This is a genomic window from Synechococcus sp. LTW-G (genome assembly GCF_054459035.1).
This window is the reverse complement of record NZ_JBTKYW010000003.1, coordinates 79350-91919: the sequence shown is the minus strand read 5'-3', so window position 1 is coordinate 91919 and position 12570 is coordinate 79350. Positions and strand designations below refer to the sequence as shown.

The window sequence follows — 12570 nt, the reverse complement described above, 5'->3', positions numbered from 1 at the left end:
CCTATGGCCCTCTCCTTTCGGGAACTCCAGGCCCAACTGCAGCCGGGCTGGGGCTGCGAGCACAGCGGCAAGGGCGGCCAGTTCGACGTGCTGGTGGTGCCCTCCCTGAGCATGGACCGGGCGCTGATGGCCCTGGTCACCGGTGCGCACCATTACGAGGAGCGGCAGCTGTTTTCGCTGATTCGGCTTCGGGATCCCGGGGTCAGGGCGATCTATGTCACCAGCAAGTTGCTGCCGGAGCTGGTGGTCGATGCGGTCCTCGAGCTTCTGCCCGGTGTCCCCACCTCCCATGCCCGGCGGCGTCTCCAGCTCTTCGACACCGACGACGCCTCCAACCGGCCCCTGACCGAAAAGTTGCTGGAGCGCCCCGCCCTGCTGGCCCGCATCAAAGAGCAACTGCGCCCGGGCCGCAGCTTCATCAGTTGCTTTGTCGTGACCGAGCTCGAGAAACGGCTCTCCGAAGCGCTGCAGATCCCGCTACTCGGCACCGACCCCGCCCTGGGCCACTGGGGCAGCAAAGCCGGCAGCCGTGAGCTCTTTGCCCGTTGCGGGGTGCCGCACCCACCTGGGAGTGATCTGGTCCACAACCTCGAGGACCTGGCCGAAGTCACCGCCACACTCTGGGAGGCGCATCCCGAGCTCAAGCGCTGCGTGGTCAAGCTGAACGAGGGGATCAGCGGTGAGGGCAATGCCGCCCTGGATCTCGCCCCGTTGCAACTGCAGGAGCGCTCTGCCGCTGCCCGGCGCCAGCGGCTGCAGCAAGAACTGGAGCGACTGCCGATGCCCGCCCAAGGCTGGCTCACCCTGCTGGCTGAGCAGGGTGCCCTGGTGGAGGCTTGGCTGGAGGGGGGCGATCAACTCAGCTCCCCCAGCGTGCAAGGAACCATTCACCCCGGGGGGCGCGTTGAGGTGCTCTCCACCCACGAACAGATCCTGGGGGGCAGCAATGGCCAGACCTATCACGGCTGCCGCTTCCCAGCGGATCAGGCCTATCGCCTCACACTGATGCGCCATGGCCAGGCCATTGGCGAGGCCCTCGGAGCCGAAGGGGCCCTGGAGCGCTACGCCGTTGACTTCATTGCCCGCCTGATCGATGGGCAATGGGATCTACAGGCGATCGAGGTGAACCTCAGGCAAGGCGGCACCACCCACCCCTACATGGCCCTACGGGCCATCACCACCGGCAAGCTCGATCCGGGAACGGGTGAGTTTCTCTCCCCCACCGGTCAGGCCCTGCACTACATGGCCACCGACAACCTGACCCACCCCAACCTGCGGGGGCTGCTGCCGGCAGACCTGATCGACATCGTCGCCGAAGCCGATCTGCACTACGACCCGGCACGTCTACGGGGCAGCGTCTTTCACCTGCTGGGCTGTCTCTCGGAGTACGGAAAGCTGGGGATGACCTGCGTGGGTCGCAGCGCTGAGGAGGCGGAGCAGGTCTACGGGGCCACGGCGGGGCAACTGATCCAACAGGCCACCAGCGTCCAGGGCGGGAACTAGTCCTGCCCGCGGCCGGGATAGACCAAGACCGGCAACTCCGCGTGGGTCAGCACCCGTTGGGTTTCACTGCCGAGCACCAGGCCCGCCAAGCCGCGGCGGCCATGGGAGGCCATGAAGATCAGATCGCACTTGTTATCGCTGGCGGCCTCAAGGATCGCCTCATAAATCACGGCATTCACCGAGGTCGCCCCATCCGCCTCCACCCCCTTGGCACTGGCCTTGGCCTTGGCCGCCCCCAGTACCGATTCGGCGTAGTCCGCATTGGCCTTGCTGAACTGCTCGGTCATCAGCGGATCCAGGACCAAACCCTCCCCATAGAGGGCTACATCGGGGCGACCGTAGTAGCTCGGTTGCACATGGAAAAAGGTGATCTTGGCGTCGATCTCACTGGCCATCTGCACCGCCTGATCCACCGCCAACTGAGACAGCTCCGAGCCATCGGTTGGCACCAGAAGATGACGAAACATCGGCTGCAGTCCTTTGCTCTAGCCGAAAGCTAGTCAGGACGGCCCAATCCAACCGGCCAGCCGTGAGGCCGCCTGGGAGCGAGCCAAAGCCCGAGCCGCGGGCAGGGCCGGCTCCAGCTTTGCTGAGCTGAAGGGCGGCAGTTGGCGACTGCGCAACCAAGCCCCCCAGCGGAACTCATGAAAGGGAATCAAAGGCGCCGAGGTGATCACCTTCTCGCGCTTCAACTTCCAGACCAGGCTGCGGTAGGGATCGTCCTGGGTTCCCAGCAGCGTGGGGGGTAAGACCGACGGATGCTGGGGCCCCAGGCCGCGACCGTCATAGAGGTAGAGCCATCCCCGGCGCTGCAATTCAGCCAGCACCACCGCGGGATCGGCGCTGTCCACCTCCAGCGCCACATAGCCGAAGGCCGTGGCCTGGGGATCCAGCTCAAGCAGGGCGCGCAGGCGATGGTGACGATCCACCATCCAGAGCTCACCGGCAGCTGAGCGCACCAGCGGCGTGGGTTTGCGCTTTAAGTACTGACGCTGCTCTTTGGGGTCATCCTCAGCAAAATCCCTTTGGCGGCTGACGATCTCCGCCATGCCCACGCAGAGCTGAGTCGGATGCAGATCCTGAATCGGAACCTCGAGCAGCGCGTTCTTCCCGCCCTTCGGCGGTGGCAAGGGATAAAACGGAGGCAGACGCAGGGCCATGGACCGAACCTAAACCGGGTTTTTCAACTGCTGCTGGCACTCTTGGCCGTTTTTTGTGTCGGCGTGAACAGTGTCTGGGCTGCCGATTCAACCAGCTGCCACACCCTCACGGATCCCCAAGTAGCCGCTCTATTTGACCGCTGGAATGCGGCCCTGGCCACTGGGGATCCCGCCCAGGTCAGCGCCCTCTACCGCCCGGATGCGCTGCTGCTGCCCACCCTCTCGAACCAGGCACGCACCACGACGGCGGGAATCGAGGACTATTTCAAGGGCTTCCTGAGCAAACACCCCACCGGCCGCATTGATGAGCGGGTGATCCAAAGCGACTGCAACGTGGCCATCGACGCCGGCAACTACAGCTTTGAACTGGACGGTCAGGGCTGGGTTCGGGCCCGTTACACCTTTGTCTATGCCTACCAGGATGGAGCCTGGAGCATCGAGCACCACCACTCCTCGTTGCTTCCCTAGGCCGCGGCCTTGAGCATGTGCCGCAGTTCGCCCTTTGGGAATTCCGTCAGGGCGGAGGGCGAGGGCACCGGGGTGGACTTCAGCCGTGCTCCCTCTTGGTGCTCACGGATGGTGAGGCCATAAATCTCGAGGAAGAAATCGCGATCAGCCACCGAGCCCGTCAAGCCACAAAGGCGGTAGAGCTCACGCAGAGGAGTCCAGGGCCGGTCCAGGACGATGCTGTTCAGCTGATGCAGACGAAAACGTCTCAGGGCCTTGAGCGGTGGTTCACCGCAATGGCTATGGAAGAGGTTCTGCAGGGTGCGAACACTGACGTGAACATGGGACGCCAGGTCCGGCATCCGCAGATCGCTGGCGTAATGCTCAGCGACATACAAGGCCAATGCGTGCATCACTGCCACGTCGGCTGGATCCATCGCTCGCTGTTGAACAGAGCGCACCAACCGAGGCGGAGTAAAAACTGCGGTGAGAAATTACGAGAACTTGCGATCCCGCGAGGGTGAATGTCACGGAATCCTGCGCACCATGCAAAACCTGCATAACGCTCAACGTGAACGGCCCCGAGCGGCGACGGTTGTCGGGGCCAACAAGCAATGGGGAGCGCCGCGCCAGCGCCGCTGGCGGCGCCGCTGCAACCAGGTCAATAGCAATCTCAGGGCAATAAAGCCGTAGAGGCCAAGCAACACCAAGCTCGCGGCATCTTTGGAGCTCGCCATGACCAGGGTCAATGCGCAACCCCGTCATCCAAGCGGCGCCTGATCACCCGTCAATCGGCATTTGTGCCGAGCTTCAGGCGACCTTCACCCCCTTCCAGAACGCCACCCGTTCGGTGATTTCTGCGGCGGCGGGCTTGGGGGTCTCGTAGCTCCAGGCGCAGTTGGCATTGACCTCACCGTTGACCACCACATCCCAGTAGCGGCAGGTGCCCTTCCAACCGCAGCTACTGGTGTGGCTGCTGTCGCGGAAGAACTCCTGCTTCAAAGCCGCCCGGGGGAAATAAGGATTGCCCTCCACCACGACGATGTCGTCGCTCTCGGCGATGACGGTTCCGTTCCAGCTGGCTTGCATGCTTGAGGGGATGCCACTGCCGCCATGATCTCGCCTGAGCCAAGCAAGTCGGGGCCCCGCTGGTTCGATAGCGGAGATCTCGATGGGTTTCTCGGCCTGAGCCTGGACAACCTGATCCAGATCCTGCTGATCCTGGGGCTCTGCCGCGGGGTGCTGGGCTACCCCGATGCCCTGGTCTTTGGAACCATCCTTCCCGCCACCGGCATCAGCCTGTTGATCGGCAATGGTGCCTACGCCCTGCAGGCCTACCGGCTGGCGCAACGGGAGGGACGCAGCGACCGCACGGCCCTGCCCTACGGCATCAACACCGTCAGCCTTTTTGCCTACATCTTTCTGGTGATGCTGCCGGTGAAACTCACCGCCCTGGGCCAGGGGCTGGATGAGGCCAGCGCCATCCGCCTCTCCTGGCAGGCGGGTCTGGTGGCCTGCCTGGGCTCGGGCTTGATCGAGGCCTGCGGCGCCTTCTGCGCAGGTTGGCTGCGGCGTTGGCTGCCCCGGGCCGCCCTGCTCTCCACCCTGGCGGGGATTGCCTTGGGCTACATCGCCCTGGGCTTTTTGCTGCGCACCTATGCCCAACCGCTGGTGGGGCTGGCGGTGCTGGCGGTGATCCTGGCGACCTACTACGGCAAGGTCCGCTTCCCGATTCCGGGCGGCCTACTGGCGGTGCTGGTCGGCAGCGCCCTGGCCTGGAGCAGTGGACTGATTGACGCCAACCCGGAGCGCTGGGCCCAGGAGGCCGCCCAAATCGGTTGGCGCTCGCCCCAGCTGCAGCTCGGGAGCCTCTGGGATGCCCGCGGGCAACTGCTGCCCTGGCTCGGGGTGATCGTTCCGATGGGGCTGTTCAACGTGCTCGGTTCGCTGCAGAACATCGAGAGCGCGGAGGCCGCCGGCGATCGCTACCCCGTGCGCAGCTCACTGTTGATCAATGGCCTGGGGACGGTGGTCGCCGCTGGCCTGGGCTCCTGCTTTCCCACCACGATCTACATCGGCCATCCCGGCTGGAAGGGGATGGGGGCCCGCATTGGCTACTCCTGGCTGAACGGCCTGCTGATGGGCGCGGCCTGCCTGTTGGGGCTGTTTGGCGTGGTGGGTCAGCTCGTGCCGATCGAAGCCGGGATGGCGATCGTGCTCTACATCGGCCTGGTGATCACGGCCCAGGCCTTTGAGGCCACACCCCGCGCCCATGCGCCAGCGGTCGCCCTGGGACTGATGCCGGGCCTGGCGGGATGGGGGGCCCTGCTGATCAAGGCGGGACTGCGGGCCGGTGGAGCCGGCGGTGCCGAGACCCCCTTTGGCCCTGGCTTGCTGGAGGGACTGCAACAGGCCGATGTCTGGGCTGCGGGTGCCTTCGCCCTGGAGCAGGGCCAGATCATCACGGCCATGCTCCTAGCGGCGATAGTCGTCTACGCGATCGAGCAGCGCTTCAAGGCCGCCTGCCTGGCGGCCCTGGTGGCCGCCGCCTGCTCCTGGTTTGGCGTGATCCACGCCTGGCAATTCAGCGCCAGCGACACCACCCTGCAATTGGGCTGGGGAGTGGGCGCAGCCTGGGCCCAGGGTTATCTGGCGATGGCCGCGGTCTTTGCCGCCGCCAGCCTCAAGGGCCGCCTCACCAGAACCGGCTCATGATCTCCAGCCGCGCGACCCCCAGCGGTGCCGGCACCGGGTCGGGGCCCGCGGGCAGGGCCTGCACCGCAAAGACATAGGTGTCAGCCCAGGTGGGATTCAGCGGCGGGCGCAGGGCCAGGGTCACCTCCTGACCGGGTTGCGGCGGCTCCGGGAAGACCGCCCGCAGGGTTCTCGTGGCCTGATCAAAGGTGGCCTCCACTGGCACGGAAGCACCCTCCCGCCGGGGGCGACCGATGAAGGCATGGGCGCGCTGGGGCGCCAAGGAGAAGTTGCGATCCACCCCGCGGATCTGGGTGATCACCAAGCCCCCCAGTCCGGCCCCGGCGTTTTCCGCCAGGGTGACGGTGAAGTAGTACTCCCCCTGGGCCTGGTTGACGTACCAGTAGTAGTTGGTGAAATCCACCTTCCAGGGTGGATTAGTGAAATAGGTCTGGCCCCGCAGCTCCAGGGCCGCCGCGGGCTCAGGCCGGATGCCGTCGGCCGCTGCACCAAGCAACAAACCAAGCGCCGTGCAGGCGGCGGCCGATGACGCTCTCCAGGCGGCCATAGCTGCATTGGTGTGGATGGTTGAACGCTAGCCAGCGTTTTTGAGAGCAGTTGATATCTTCAAAGCACTGCAGCGCACCTCGATGAACCGGGCTGAACTCGATGCCATCGAACTGATGCTGCGGGACCTCAACACCCGCCACGAAGAGATCCGCCACCGGGCGGCCTTCCGCGGTTGCACCCGCGAACTGGTCACCCTGCAGCAGGAACTGGTGCAGTACCTGATGGCCAAGAAGGCCCAGATCAGCGGCCGTTAATTCCGCCTAGGCCTCAACGAGAAAAGGAACCGGGTTCTGATCTCGGCGGTGTTGCACTGGCAGCGGTTCCGCTTGTGCGTTGCCATCGAGGGCGGCGGTGGTCTCCAGGGCGGCGCGCAGCAGACGGCCGGCATGCAGGGACATGTCCCGCGGCACCGAGATCCGATCGCGCAGGTAACGCAGACCCGCGGCCGTGCCGGCAGGTGGGGTGATCGCACCGTTGGCCGGCTTCAACAGCAGGGTCAGGGCCGCGCGCAGTGCCTGATCAAAAGCCGCTGAGGGGGCGGGATTGATCGCCAGCAAGCGCTCGCGGTGCCGCAGCACCCGAGCCACGGCCTCAAGGGCTGCCCCCTCGGGCGCCGGCTGGCGGGTCTCGATCACGGCCGGATCCTCCACGGGCCAGGGACCCTGGTCGATCAGCGCAGCGACGCGGCGTTGCTCGGGCGTGGCGCTGGCCAAGCAGCAACCCATCTGCGGCGGCAGGTCATGGGCATGGGTGTGGAAATCGCTCTGGGTACCCAGGTAGGTGCGGCGCTGCTCCAGCGCCGTGAACCAGCGGTCGATGGCCGGGTGCTGCTGGCGAATCCCATAGCCCTTGTAGTAGGCGAGGGAGGCATTCATCCGCTCGAGGTAGGGGATGAAGATCACATCGGCACTGCTGAAGCGCTCGAGGAAAAACGGACCAGGGGTGGCCTCCAGGGCCTCCTCCACCAGGGTCGCGATCCGGGCGAAGTGCTGTTCAGCCGGAGCGCTGTGCGCCCCTTGACCCTCGCAGTAGCAGAGCCATTGGCACCAGGCACGAAACAGGCGGCGCTCCAGCTGCCGCAAGGGGAAGACATCGGGATCACTCAGGCCAGCCTCCAGCGGCCCAAAGGCATCCTCAAGGGCCTGAAGGATCACATCGCTCTCGGTGTAGAGACGCCCGTCGAGCTCCAGGGCCGGCAGCATTCCCGAGGGGACAACCTGCTTGTACCAGCGCTCCTTCTCGCCGTAGCAGAACATCGTCACCTTGCGGATCCGGTAGGGGATCCGCTTCTCCTCCAGCCAGAGCCAGACCTTCTGGCAATAGGGACACCAGGCGTGGTGATCGCGATAGAGGGTGACGCGCACCTCCGATTCCGGCCGACCAAACAGCCGCAGCCGCGCCTGGGCGTTGGTGGGACCCTCCTGACGCAGCTGCAGCAGTTGCTCTTCGCTCTGCAGGGGCAGCAGCTCGGCAAGGTCATCCCAGCTCAATGCTTGCGGGCCCGGGGAGCTGAACATCAACGGGAGGGCGGGGCGGCCTTCTGTTTTAGGGAATCAAAGCGGCAGCGCGGGTGCCTCTAGGCAACACTTGGAGCAAGCAAGGGCGAGGGCATGAGCGACCACTTCGATCTGATCGTGATCGGGGCCGGATCCGGCGGACTGGCCGCCGCCAAGCGCGCCGCCTCCTACGGCGCCCGCGTGGTCATCGTTGAAGGGGATCGCGTGGGCGGCACCTGCGTGATCCGCGGCTGCGTCCCCAAGAAACTGATGGTCTACGGCTCCGCCGTCCGCCACCAACTCAGCGATGCCGCCAGCTACGGCTGGAGCGTGGGGGCGGTGAGCCATGACAGCAGCGTCCTGCTCAGCAAGGTGCGCGCCGAGGTGGATCGCCTCAACCAACTGCACATTGGTTTCCTGGAGAAGGCTGGCGTTGAGCTGGTGCGCGGTTGGGGCCGTCTCGCCGACGATCGCAGCGTCAGCGTCCAGGACAGCAGCGGGAAGGAGACCCGGCGGCTGAGCGCCGAGCGAATCCTGATCGCCGTGGGGGGACGCCCCCATCGCCCGCAGATCCCGGGCTCCGAACTGGGCTGGATCTCGGACGACCTGTTTGAACTCGAGCAGTTCCCCAAGCAGGTGGTGGTGGTCGGCGCCGGCTTCATCGCCTGTGAGTTCGCCTGCATCCTCAATGGCCTGGGGGTCCAGGTGACCCAACTGGTGCGCGGCGATCACCTGCTGCGGGGCTTCGATCGGGAGTGCGGCCAGGCCGTGCTGGAGGCGATGGAGGCCGAGGGCATCACGGTGCGCCTCGCCCACAGCCCCGCTGCCATCGAAGGCGAACCGGGGGCGCTGACGGTGGTCACCCAAAGCGGCGAGCGCATCGCCTGCAACGGCGTGCTGCTGGCCACGGGCCGCCGCCCCTTCCTGGCGGGCCTCAACCTCGAAGCCGCTGGGGTGGCGATGGAAGGCCATCGCATTCCAGTCGACGCGGATCAGCGCACCAACGTGCCCCACATCTACGCCGTGGGAGACGTCACCGACCGGGTCAACCTCACCCCGGTCGCCATTGATGAGGGCCGGGCCCTCGCCGACAGCATCTGGGGGAACAAGCCGCGCCAGGTGGACCACGACCTGGTGGCGGCTGCGGTCTTCTCCCAGCCGGAGCTCTCCAGCGTTGGCCTCAGCGAAGAGGCCGCGGTCGAGCGCTACGGCAAGGACAGGATCAAGGTGCATCGGGCCCGCTTCCGTCCCATGAGCCAGGCCCTACCGGCCCGTGATCCCAAGGTGCTGCTCAAGCTGGTGCTCGAGGCCGGCAGCGGCAAGGTACTGGGCTGCCACATGGTGGGCGAGCACGCGGCCGAGATCATTCAGATGGCGGCCATCGCCATCGGCATGGGAGCGACCAAGGCGGATTTCGATCGCACCATGGCGCTGCATCCGACGATCTCAGAGGAGTTCGTCACGCTGCCCAACTAAGGCCATGCGCACACTCTTGATCAGCGGCGCTAGCCGCGGCATCGGCCGGGCCATGGCCGAGCGGCTCCTGAGCGATGGCCATCGCCTGAGCCTGGGCCTGCGCAACCCAGGCGACCTCAAGGGCAGCCCCCTCGACCCCGAGCAGGCCGGCGCCGAGCGCGTGCTGCTGCACCCCTATGACGCGGCCGAACCCACGAGCGCCGAGGCCTGGGTGCAGGCGACGCTGGAGCACTTCGGAGCGGTCGACAGCGTGATCCACTGCGCTGGGATCTTCTCGCGGGTGCCGCTGGTGTTTGAGGACGGCCAGGAGCAGGAGATCCAGCGGCTGTTCGACGTCAATGTGATGGGGCCCTGGTGGCTAACCCGGGCCGCCTGGCCGCAGCTGCAAGCCCATGGCTCCGGGCGCGTCGTCGTGCTGGTCTCGATGAGCGGCAAACGCACCAAAGGCCGCCTGGCGGCCTACAGCACCAGCAAGTTCGCCTTGATGGGGCTCTGCCAGACCATGCGCAATGAGGGCTGGGAGAGCGGGATCCGGGTGACGACGGTCTGCCCGAGTTGGGTCAACACCGACATGGCAGCGGCGGTGAAGGCCCTGCCCCCTGAGCAGATGACCCAGAGCGAAGACCTGGCCGCCCTCACCAGCCAGCTGCTGGAGCAACCCAACAGCTGCGTGCCCTTTGAGCTGGCGGTGAACTGCAACCTCGAGGCTTAGCGCTCGAAGGTGTACTCGCGGGTCAGCTGGAACACCGTGCCGCTCAGCAGCAGCAAGGCGATCAGGTTGGGCAGAGCCATCAGGCCATTGAGGGTGTCGGCCAAACCCCAGACCACACCGCGGTCTCCGGCGACGGAACCAATCACCACGACCGCCACCCAAACAAATCGGAAGGGTTTGATCGCCCGCTCACCAAACAGGAATTCGGTGCAGCGCTCGCCGTAGAAGCTCCAGCCCAGAACCGTGGTGAAGGCAAAGATCACCAAGCCGGCTGTGACGACCCAACCGGAGCCGCTCAGACCGGTGTTGAAGGCCAGGATCGAGAGGTTGGAACCCGACTCGCCACTGCCATAGACGCCCGTGGTGATGATCACCAGGGCCGTCATCGTGCAGATGATGAGGGTGTCGATCACCGTGCCGAGCATCGCCACCGTGCCTTGACGGACCGGGTCATTGGTGCGGGCCGCCGCATGGGCGATCGGAGCGCTGCCCAGGCCGGCTTCATTGGAGAAGATGCCGCGCTTGAAACCCATCAGCACCACCTGACCGAAGGCGCCACCGGCTGCCGCCTGGCCGTTGAAGGCATTGGCAAAGATCGTGCCGAATGCACCGGGCACATCGCTGATGTTGAGGCCCAGCACCAGCAGGCAGGCCAGGACATAGAGGATGGACATCGCCGGCACCAGGGCAGAGGCCGCCTGGGAAATCCGATTGATGCCGCCAATGATCACGGCAAAGACCAGACCACCCAGGACTAGGCCCGTTGCCACCCGGGGGATTCCCGCCGCGGCCAAAGCGCTGGAGACCTCAAAACACTGGACGCCATTGCCGATGCCGAAGCCCGCCAACATGCCGAAGAGGGCGAAGAGCACGGCCAACCACTGCCAGTTGGGGCCCAGGCCATTGCGGATGTAGTACATCGGGCCGCCGACGTGGTTCCCCAGGCCGTCGACTTCCCGGTAGCGAACAGCAAGGACCGCCTCGGCGTATTTGGTGGCAATGCCGAAGACGGCGATCACCCACATCCAAAAGACAGCACCGGGACCGCCGATGGCGATCGCTCCAGCGACCCCGGCGATGTTGCCCGTACCGATCGTGGCGGAGAGAGACGTCATCAAGGCCCCGAAGGCGCTGATGTCTCCGTCTTCTCCAGCCTCGGCGGGTTTAGCGAGCATGCGCACGCCATAACCGATGCGCTGCAGGGGCATCAAACGCAGCCCCAGCATCAGCACGATGCCGGTGACTGCGATCAAGGTGACCATCGGCCAGCCCCAAACGACCCCATTAATCGGGTCGTTGATGGCCTTGATGAGCTGTTCCATTCATCGCCAGAAGATCTGGCGATGGTGGCACGATTCAGGCGGGGCTAAGGGCTTCGAAACGGAAGACCTGACGACCGGCCGGGGTGTCACCAAAGGCCTCGGTTTCCACCACCCGCTCGCTCAGCACCCAGGGACCCTCACCGGCCAGGGCAACAAAGGTGTCGGTGAAACGGCTCTTGCCGCCGCGGGCCTCGCCGCTGGCGGGATCGGCGTACTGGCTGGTGTAGCTGTGGCTGAGGTAGCCGCTGCCGGTGTCGGTGGTGCTCTCGGTGAAAATCGTCACCACGGTGCCGTGGATGTGGCGGTGCACCATCGTCACCACGTCGTCCTTAATCCGGTAGCGGTCGCCGGTGTTCTTACCGCCGACGATCACCTCGGTCCCAATCGCATCGGTCTCACCGGCGGTGAAGGTGTTCTCTCCGTGGGTCTGCTCGAAGCTGCGGCGCACGCGGTGGATGCAGACCTCCCAGAGCTGGGAGGCGATCGCCTTATGGATCTCCTCGTTCTCGATGCCCTCCACCTGGGCCTTCAGATCAGCGCCCACCTTGAAGCTGCCTTCGACGCGCTGGTCCTCCTGCTCCCAGATGCAGCGGCCGCTGTAGCCACCAAAGCCAGGAGCCCAGGTGTAGCGGTTCTCATAGGCCGCCCGGAAGGCAGCCGTGCAGTCAGAGCCTGAGCTAACCGGGGCAGAGCTAGGGGCGACAGTCACGGATACGCATGCAGCAAGGAACCAGCGTAGGGGGATGAAGAGATCGGTGATTTCACGGACGGCTTAGCTCCACGCAGCCCATAGCGTGGAAACCATGGGATACGTCCACGCCAGCATTGAGCTCAGCAACCCAAGGGAGCCGGGGTTGCGACCCATTCAGACCCAGGCCCTTGTTGATAGCGGAGCCCTGATGCTCTGTATTCCGGAGCCTTTGGCCCTTGAGCTCAAGCTCGAGACCGAGTCCCTGCGCGAGGTGACCGTGGCCGACGGGCGGTCCATGACCGTTCCCTATGTGGGCCCAGTCAAGGTGGCGTTTGGGGATCGCCTCTGCTTTGTCGGGGCTCTGGTGCTGGGGGAAGACGTGCTCTTAGGGGCCGTGCCCATGGAGGACATGGACCTCACCATCAACCCCAGCCGCCAACAAGTGGAGCCCGATCCCCGTAGCCCCAACATCCCCCATGCCCTTGTGAAAAGGGCTTAG

At 65.5% G+C, this 12570-nt stretch carries 16 protein-coding genes; 7 read left to right on the top strand and 9 right to left on the bottom strand.

Annotation, left to right across the window (positions count from 1 at the left end; translation table 11 throughout):
* Window positions 1-3 precede the first annotated feature (3 nt).
* Window positions 4-1503, top strand: coding sequence for a peptide ligase PGM1-related protein (locus ACXIQ9_RS06805; RefSeq protein ID WP_459016171.1), 1500 nt, complete (start codon window positions 4-6; stop codon window positions 1501-1503).
* Here the strand turns inward: ACXIQ9_RS06805 and ACXIQ9_RS06800 are convergent.
* Entirely contained in the window at window positions 1500-1970 is a 471-nt protein-coding gene (locus tag ACXIQ9_RS06800) for a universal stress protein (RefSeq protein WP_459016170.1), read from the bottom strand. The genes ACXIQ9_RS06805 and ACXIQ9_RS06800 overlap by 4 nt on opposite strands.
* Window positions 1971-2003: 33 nt before the next feature.
* Window positions 2004-2663: a ParB-like protein gene (locus ACXIQ9_RS06795; protein WP_459016169.1), complete on the bottom strand. Its 660-nt coding sequence runs from the start codon at window positions 2661-2663 to the stop codon at window positions 2004-2006.
* Between the two features lie 42 nt (window positions 2664-2705).
* Between ACXIQ9_RS06795 and ACXIQ9_RS06790 the strand changes: the two genes are divergently transcribed.
* Window positions 2706-3131, top strand: coding sequence for an SgcJ/EcaC family oxidoreductase (locus ACXIQ9_RS06790; RefSeq protein WP_459016168.1), 426 nt, complete (start codon window positions 2706-2708; stop codon window positions 3129-3131).
* Here ACXIQ9_RS06790 and ACXIQ9_RS06785 read toward each other — a convergent pair.
* The 3 genes from ACXIQ9_RS06785 to ACXIQ9_RS06775 all read right to left on the bottom strand — a co-directional run bounded on the left by ACXIQ9_RS06785 (window position 3128) and on the right by ACXIQ9_RS06775 (window position 4199).
* Complete coding sequence (locus ACXIQ9_RS06785) at window positions 3128-3547, bottom strand: helix-turn-helix domain-containing protein (RefSeq protein WP_459016167.1); 420 nt, start codon at window positions 3545-3547, stop codon at window positions 3128-3130. The two genes, ACXIQ9_RS06790 and ACXIQ9_RS06785, sit on opposite strands and share 4 nt — an antisense overlap.
* Window positions 3548-3676: 129 nt before the next feature.
* Window positions 3677-3847, bottom strand: a complete 171-nt coding sequence (locus ACXIQ9_RS06780; RefSeq protein WP_156797969.1) for a hypothetical protein — start codon at window positions 3845-3847, stop codon at window positions 3677-3679.
* 73 nt (window positions 3848-3920) lie between these two features.
* A complete protein-coding gene (locus ACXIQ9_RS06775; protein ID WP_010317742.1) occupies window positions 3921-4199 on the bottom strand; it encodes a DUF427 domain-containing protein in 279 nt (92 codons plus the stop codon).
* Window positions 4200-4223: 24 nt separating this feature from the next.
* On the opposite strand from ACXIQ9_RS06775, the gene ACXIQ9_RS06770 reads away from it, so the two are divergent.
* Window positions 4224-5825 (top strand): NCS2 family permease, encoded by a 1602-nt coding sequence (locus tag ACXIQ9_RS06770; RefSeq protein ID WP_459016166.1) that lies wholly within the window; start codon window positions 4224-4226, stop codon window positions 5823-5825.
* Here ACXIQ9_RS06770 and ACXIQ9_RS06765 read toward each other — a convergent pair.
* On the bottom strand, window positions 5806-6372 hold the full coding sequence (locus tag ACXIQ9_RS06765; RefSeq protein ID WP_459016165.1) for a DUF2808 domain-containing protein: 567 nt from the start codon (window positions 6370-6372) through the stop codon (window positions 5806-5808). The genes ACXIQ9_RS06770 and ACXIQ9_RS06765 overlap by 20 nt on opposite strands.
* Window positions 6373-6454: 82 nt before the next feature.
* On the opposite strand from ACXIQ9_RS06765, the gene ACXIQ9_RS06760 reads away from it, so the two are divergent.
* The gene (locus tag ACXIQ9_RS06760; RefSeq protein ID WP_010317739.1) at window positions 6455-6628 is read left to right on the top strand and encodes a hypothetical protein; all 174 of its coding nucleotides are present in this window, start codon (window positions 6455-6457) and stop codon (window positions 6626-6628) included.
* Between the two features lie 6 nt (window positions 6629-6634).
* On the opposite strand, the gene ACXIQ9_RS06755 is transcribed toward ACXIQ9_RS06760, so the two are convergent.
* Window positions 6635-7891: a glutathione S-transferase family protein gene (locus ACXIQ9_RS06755; protein ID WP_459016164.1), complete on the bottom strand. Its 1257-nt coding sequence runs from the start codon at window positions 7889-7891 to the stop codon at window positions 6635-6637.
* A gap of 93 nt (window positions 7892-7984) precedes the next feature.
* Between ACXIQ9_RS06755 and gorA the strand changes: the two genes are divergently transcribed.
* Both gorA and ACXIQ9_RS06745 read left to right on the top strand, forming a co-directional pair.
* Window positions 7985-9346, top strand: a complete 1362-nt coding sequence (gene gorA / locus ACXIQ9_RS06750; RefSeq protein WP_459016163.1) for a glutathione-disulfide reductase — start codon at window positions 7985-7987, stop codon at window positions 9344-9346.
* 4 nt (window positions 9347-9350) lie between these two features.
* The gene (locus tag ACXIQ9_RS06745) at window positions 9351-10058 is read left to right on the top strand and encodes an SDR family NAD(P)-dependent oxidoreductase (protein ID WP_459016162.1); all 708 of its coding nucleotides are present in this window, start codon (window positions 9351-9353) and stop codon (window positions 10056-10058) included.
* Here the strand turns inward: ACXIQ9_RS06745 and ACXIQ9_RS06740 are convergent.
* Complete coding sequence (locus ACXIQ9_RS06740) at window positions 10055-11380, bottom strand: alanine/glycine:cation symporter family protein (RefSeq protein WP_459016161.1); 1326 nt, start codon at window positions 11378-11380, stop codon at window positions 10055-10057. The two genes, ACXIQ9_RS06745 and ACXIQ9_RS06740, sit on opposite strands and share 4 nt — an antisense overlap.
* Before the next feature lie 34 nt (window positions 11381-11414).
* Complete coding sequence (locus ACXIQ9_RS06735; RefSeq protein WP_459016160.1) at window positions 11415-12089, bottom strand: DUF3386 domain-containing protein; 675 nt, start codon at window positions 12087-12089, stop codon at window positions 11415-11417.
* A 94-nt stretch (window positions 12090-12183) separates the two neighbouring features.
* On the opposite strand from ACXIQ9_RS06735, the gene ACXIQ9_RS06730 reads away from it, so the two are divergent.
* Complete coding sequence (locus tag ACXIQ9_RS06730) at window positions 12184-12570, top strand: clan AA aspartic protease (RefSeq protein ID WP_459016159.1); 387 nt, start codon at window positions 12184-12186, stop codon at window positions 12568-12570.

What these genes read in the sequence shown, in the direction of transcription:
- ACXIQ9_RS06805 (WP_459016171.1), top strand. Translation starts at nt 4, where the DNA reads ATGGCCCTCTCCTTTCGGGAACTCCAGGCCCAACTGCAGCCGGGCTGG.
- ACXIQ9_RS06770 (WP_459016166.1), top strand. Translation starts at nt 4,224, where the DNA reads ATGATCTCGCCTGAGCCAAGCAAGTCGGGGCCCCGCTGGTTCGATAGC.
- ACXIQ9_RS06765 (WP_459016165.1), bottom strand. Translation starts at nt 6,372, where the DNA reads ATGGCCGCCTGGAGAGCGTCATCGGCCGCCGCCTGCACGGCGCTTGGT.
- ACXIQ9_RS06755 (WP_459016164.1), bottom strand. Translation starts at nt 7,891, where the DNA reads ATGTTCAGCTCCCCGGGCCCGCAAGCATTGAGCTGGGATGACCTTGCC.
- ACXIQ9_RS06745 (WP_459016162.1), top strand. Translation starts at nt 9,351, where the DNA reads ATGCGCACACTCTTGATCAGCGGCGCTAGCCGCGGCATCGGCCGGGCC.
- ACXIQ9_RS06785 (WP_459016167.1), bottom strand. Translation starts at nt 3,547, where the DNA reads ATGGATCCAGCCGACGTGGCAGTGATGCACGCATTGGCCTTGTATGTC.
- ACXIQ9_RS06795 (WP_459016169.1), bottom strand. Translation starts at nt 2,663, where the DNA reads ATGGCCCTGCGTCTGCCTCCGTTTTATCCCTTGCCACCGCCGAAGGGC.
- gorA (WP_459016163.1), top strand. Translation starts at nt 7,985, where the DNA reads ATGAGCGACCACTTCGATCTGATCGTGATCGGGGCCGGATCCGGCGGA.
- ACXIQ9_RS06740 (WP_459016161.1), bottom strand. Translation starts at nt 11,380, where the DNA reads ATGGAACAGCTCATCAAGGCCATCAACGACCCGATTAATGGGGTCGTT.
- ACXIQ9_RS06730 (WP_459016159.1), top strand. Translation starts at nt 12,184, where the DNA reads ATGGGATACGTCCACGCCAGCATTGAGCTCAGCAACCCAAGGGAGCCG.
- ACXIQ9_RS06800 (WP_459016170.1), bottom strand. Translation starts at nt 1,970, where the DNA reads ATGTTTCGTCATCTTCTGGTGCCAACCGATGGCTCGGAGCTGTCTCAG.
- ACXIQ9_RS06760 (WP_010317739.1), top strand. Translation starts at nt 6,455, where the DNA reads ATGAACCGGGCTGAACTCGATGCCATCGAACTGATGCTGCGGGACCTC.
- ACXIQ9_RS06780 (WP_156797969.1), bottom strand. Translation starts at nt 3,847, where the DNA reads ATGGCGAGCTCCAAAGATGCCGCGAGCTTGGTGTTGCTTGGCCTCTAC.
- ACXIQ9_RS06775 (WP_010317742.1), bottom strand. Translation starts at nt 4,199, where the DNA reads ATGCAAGCCAGCTGGAACGGAACCGTCATCGCCGAGAGCGACGACATC.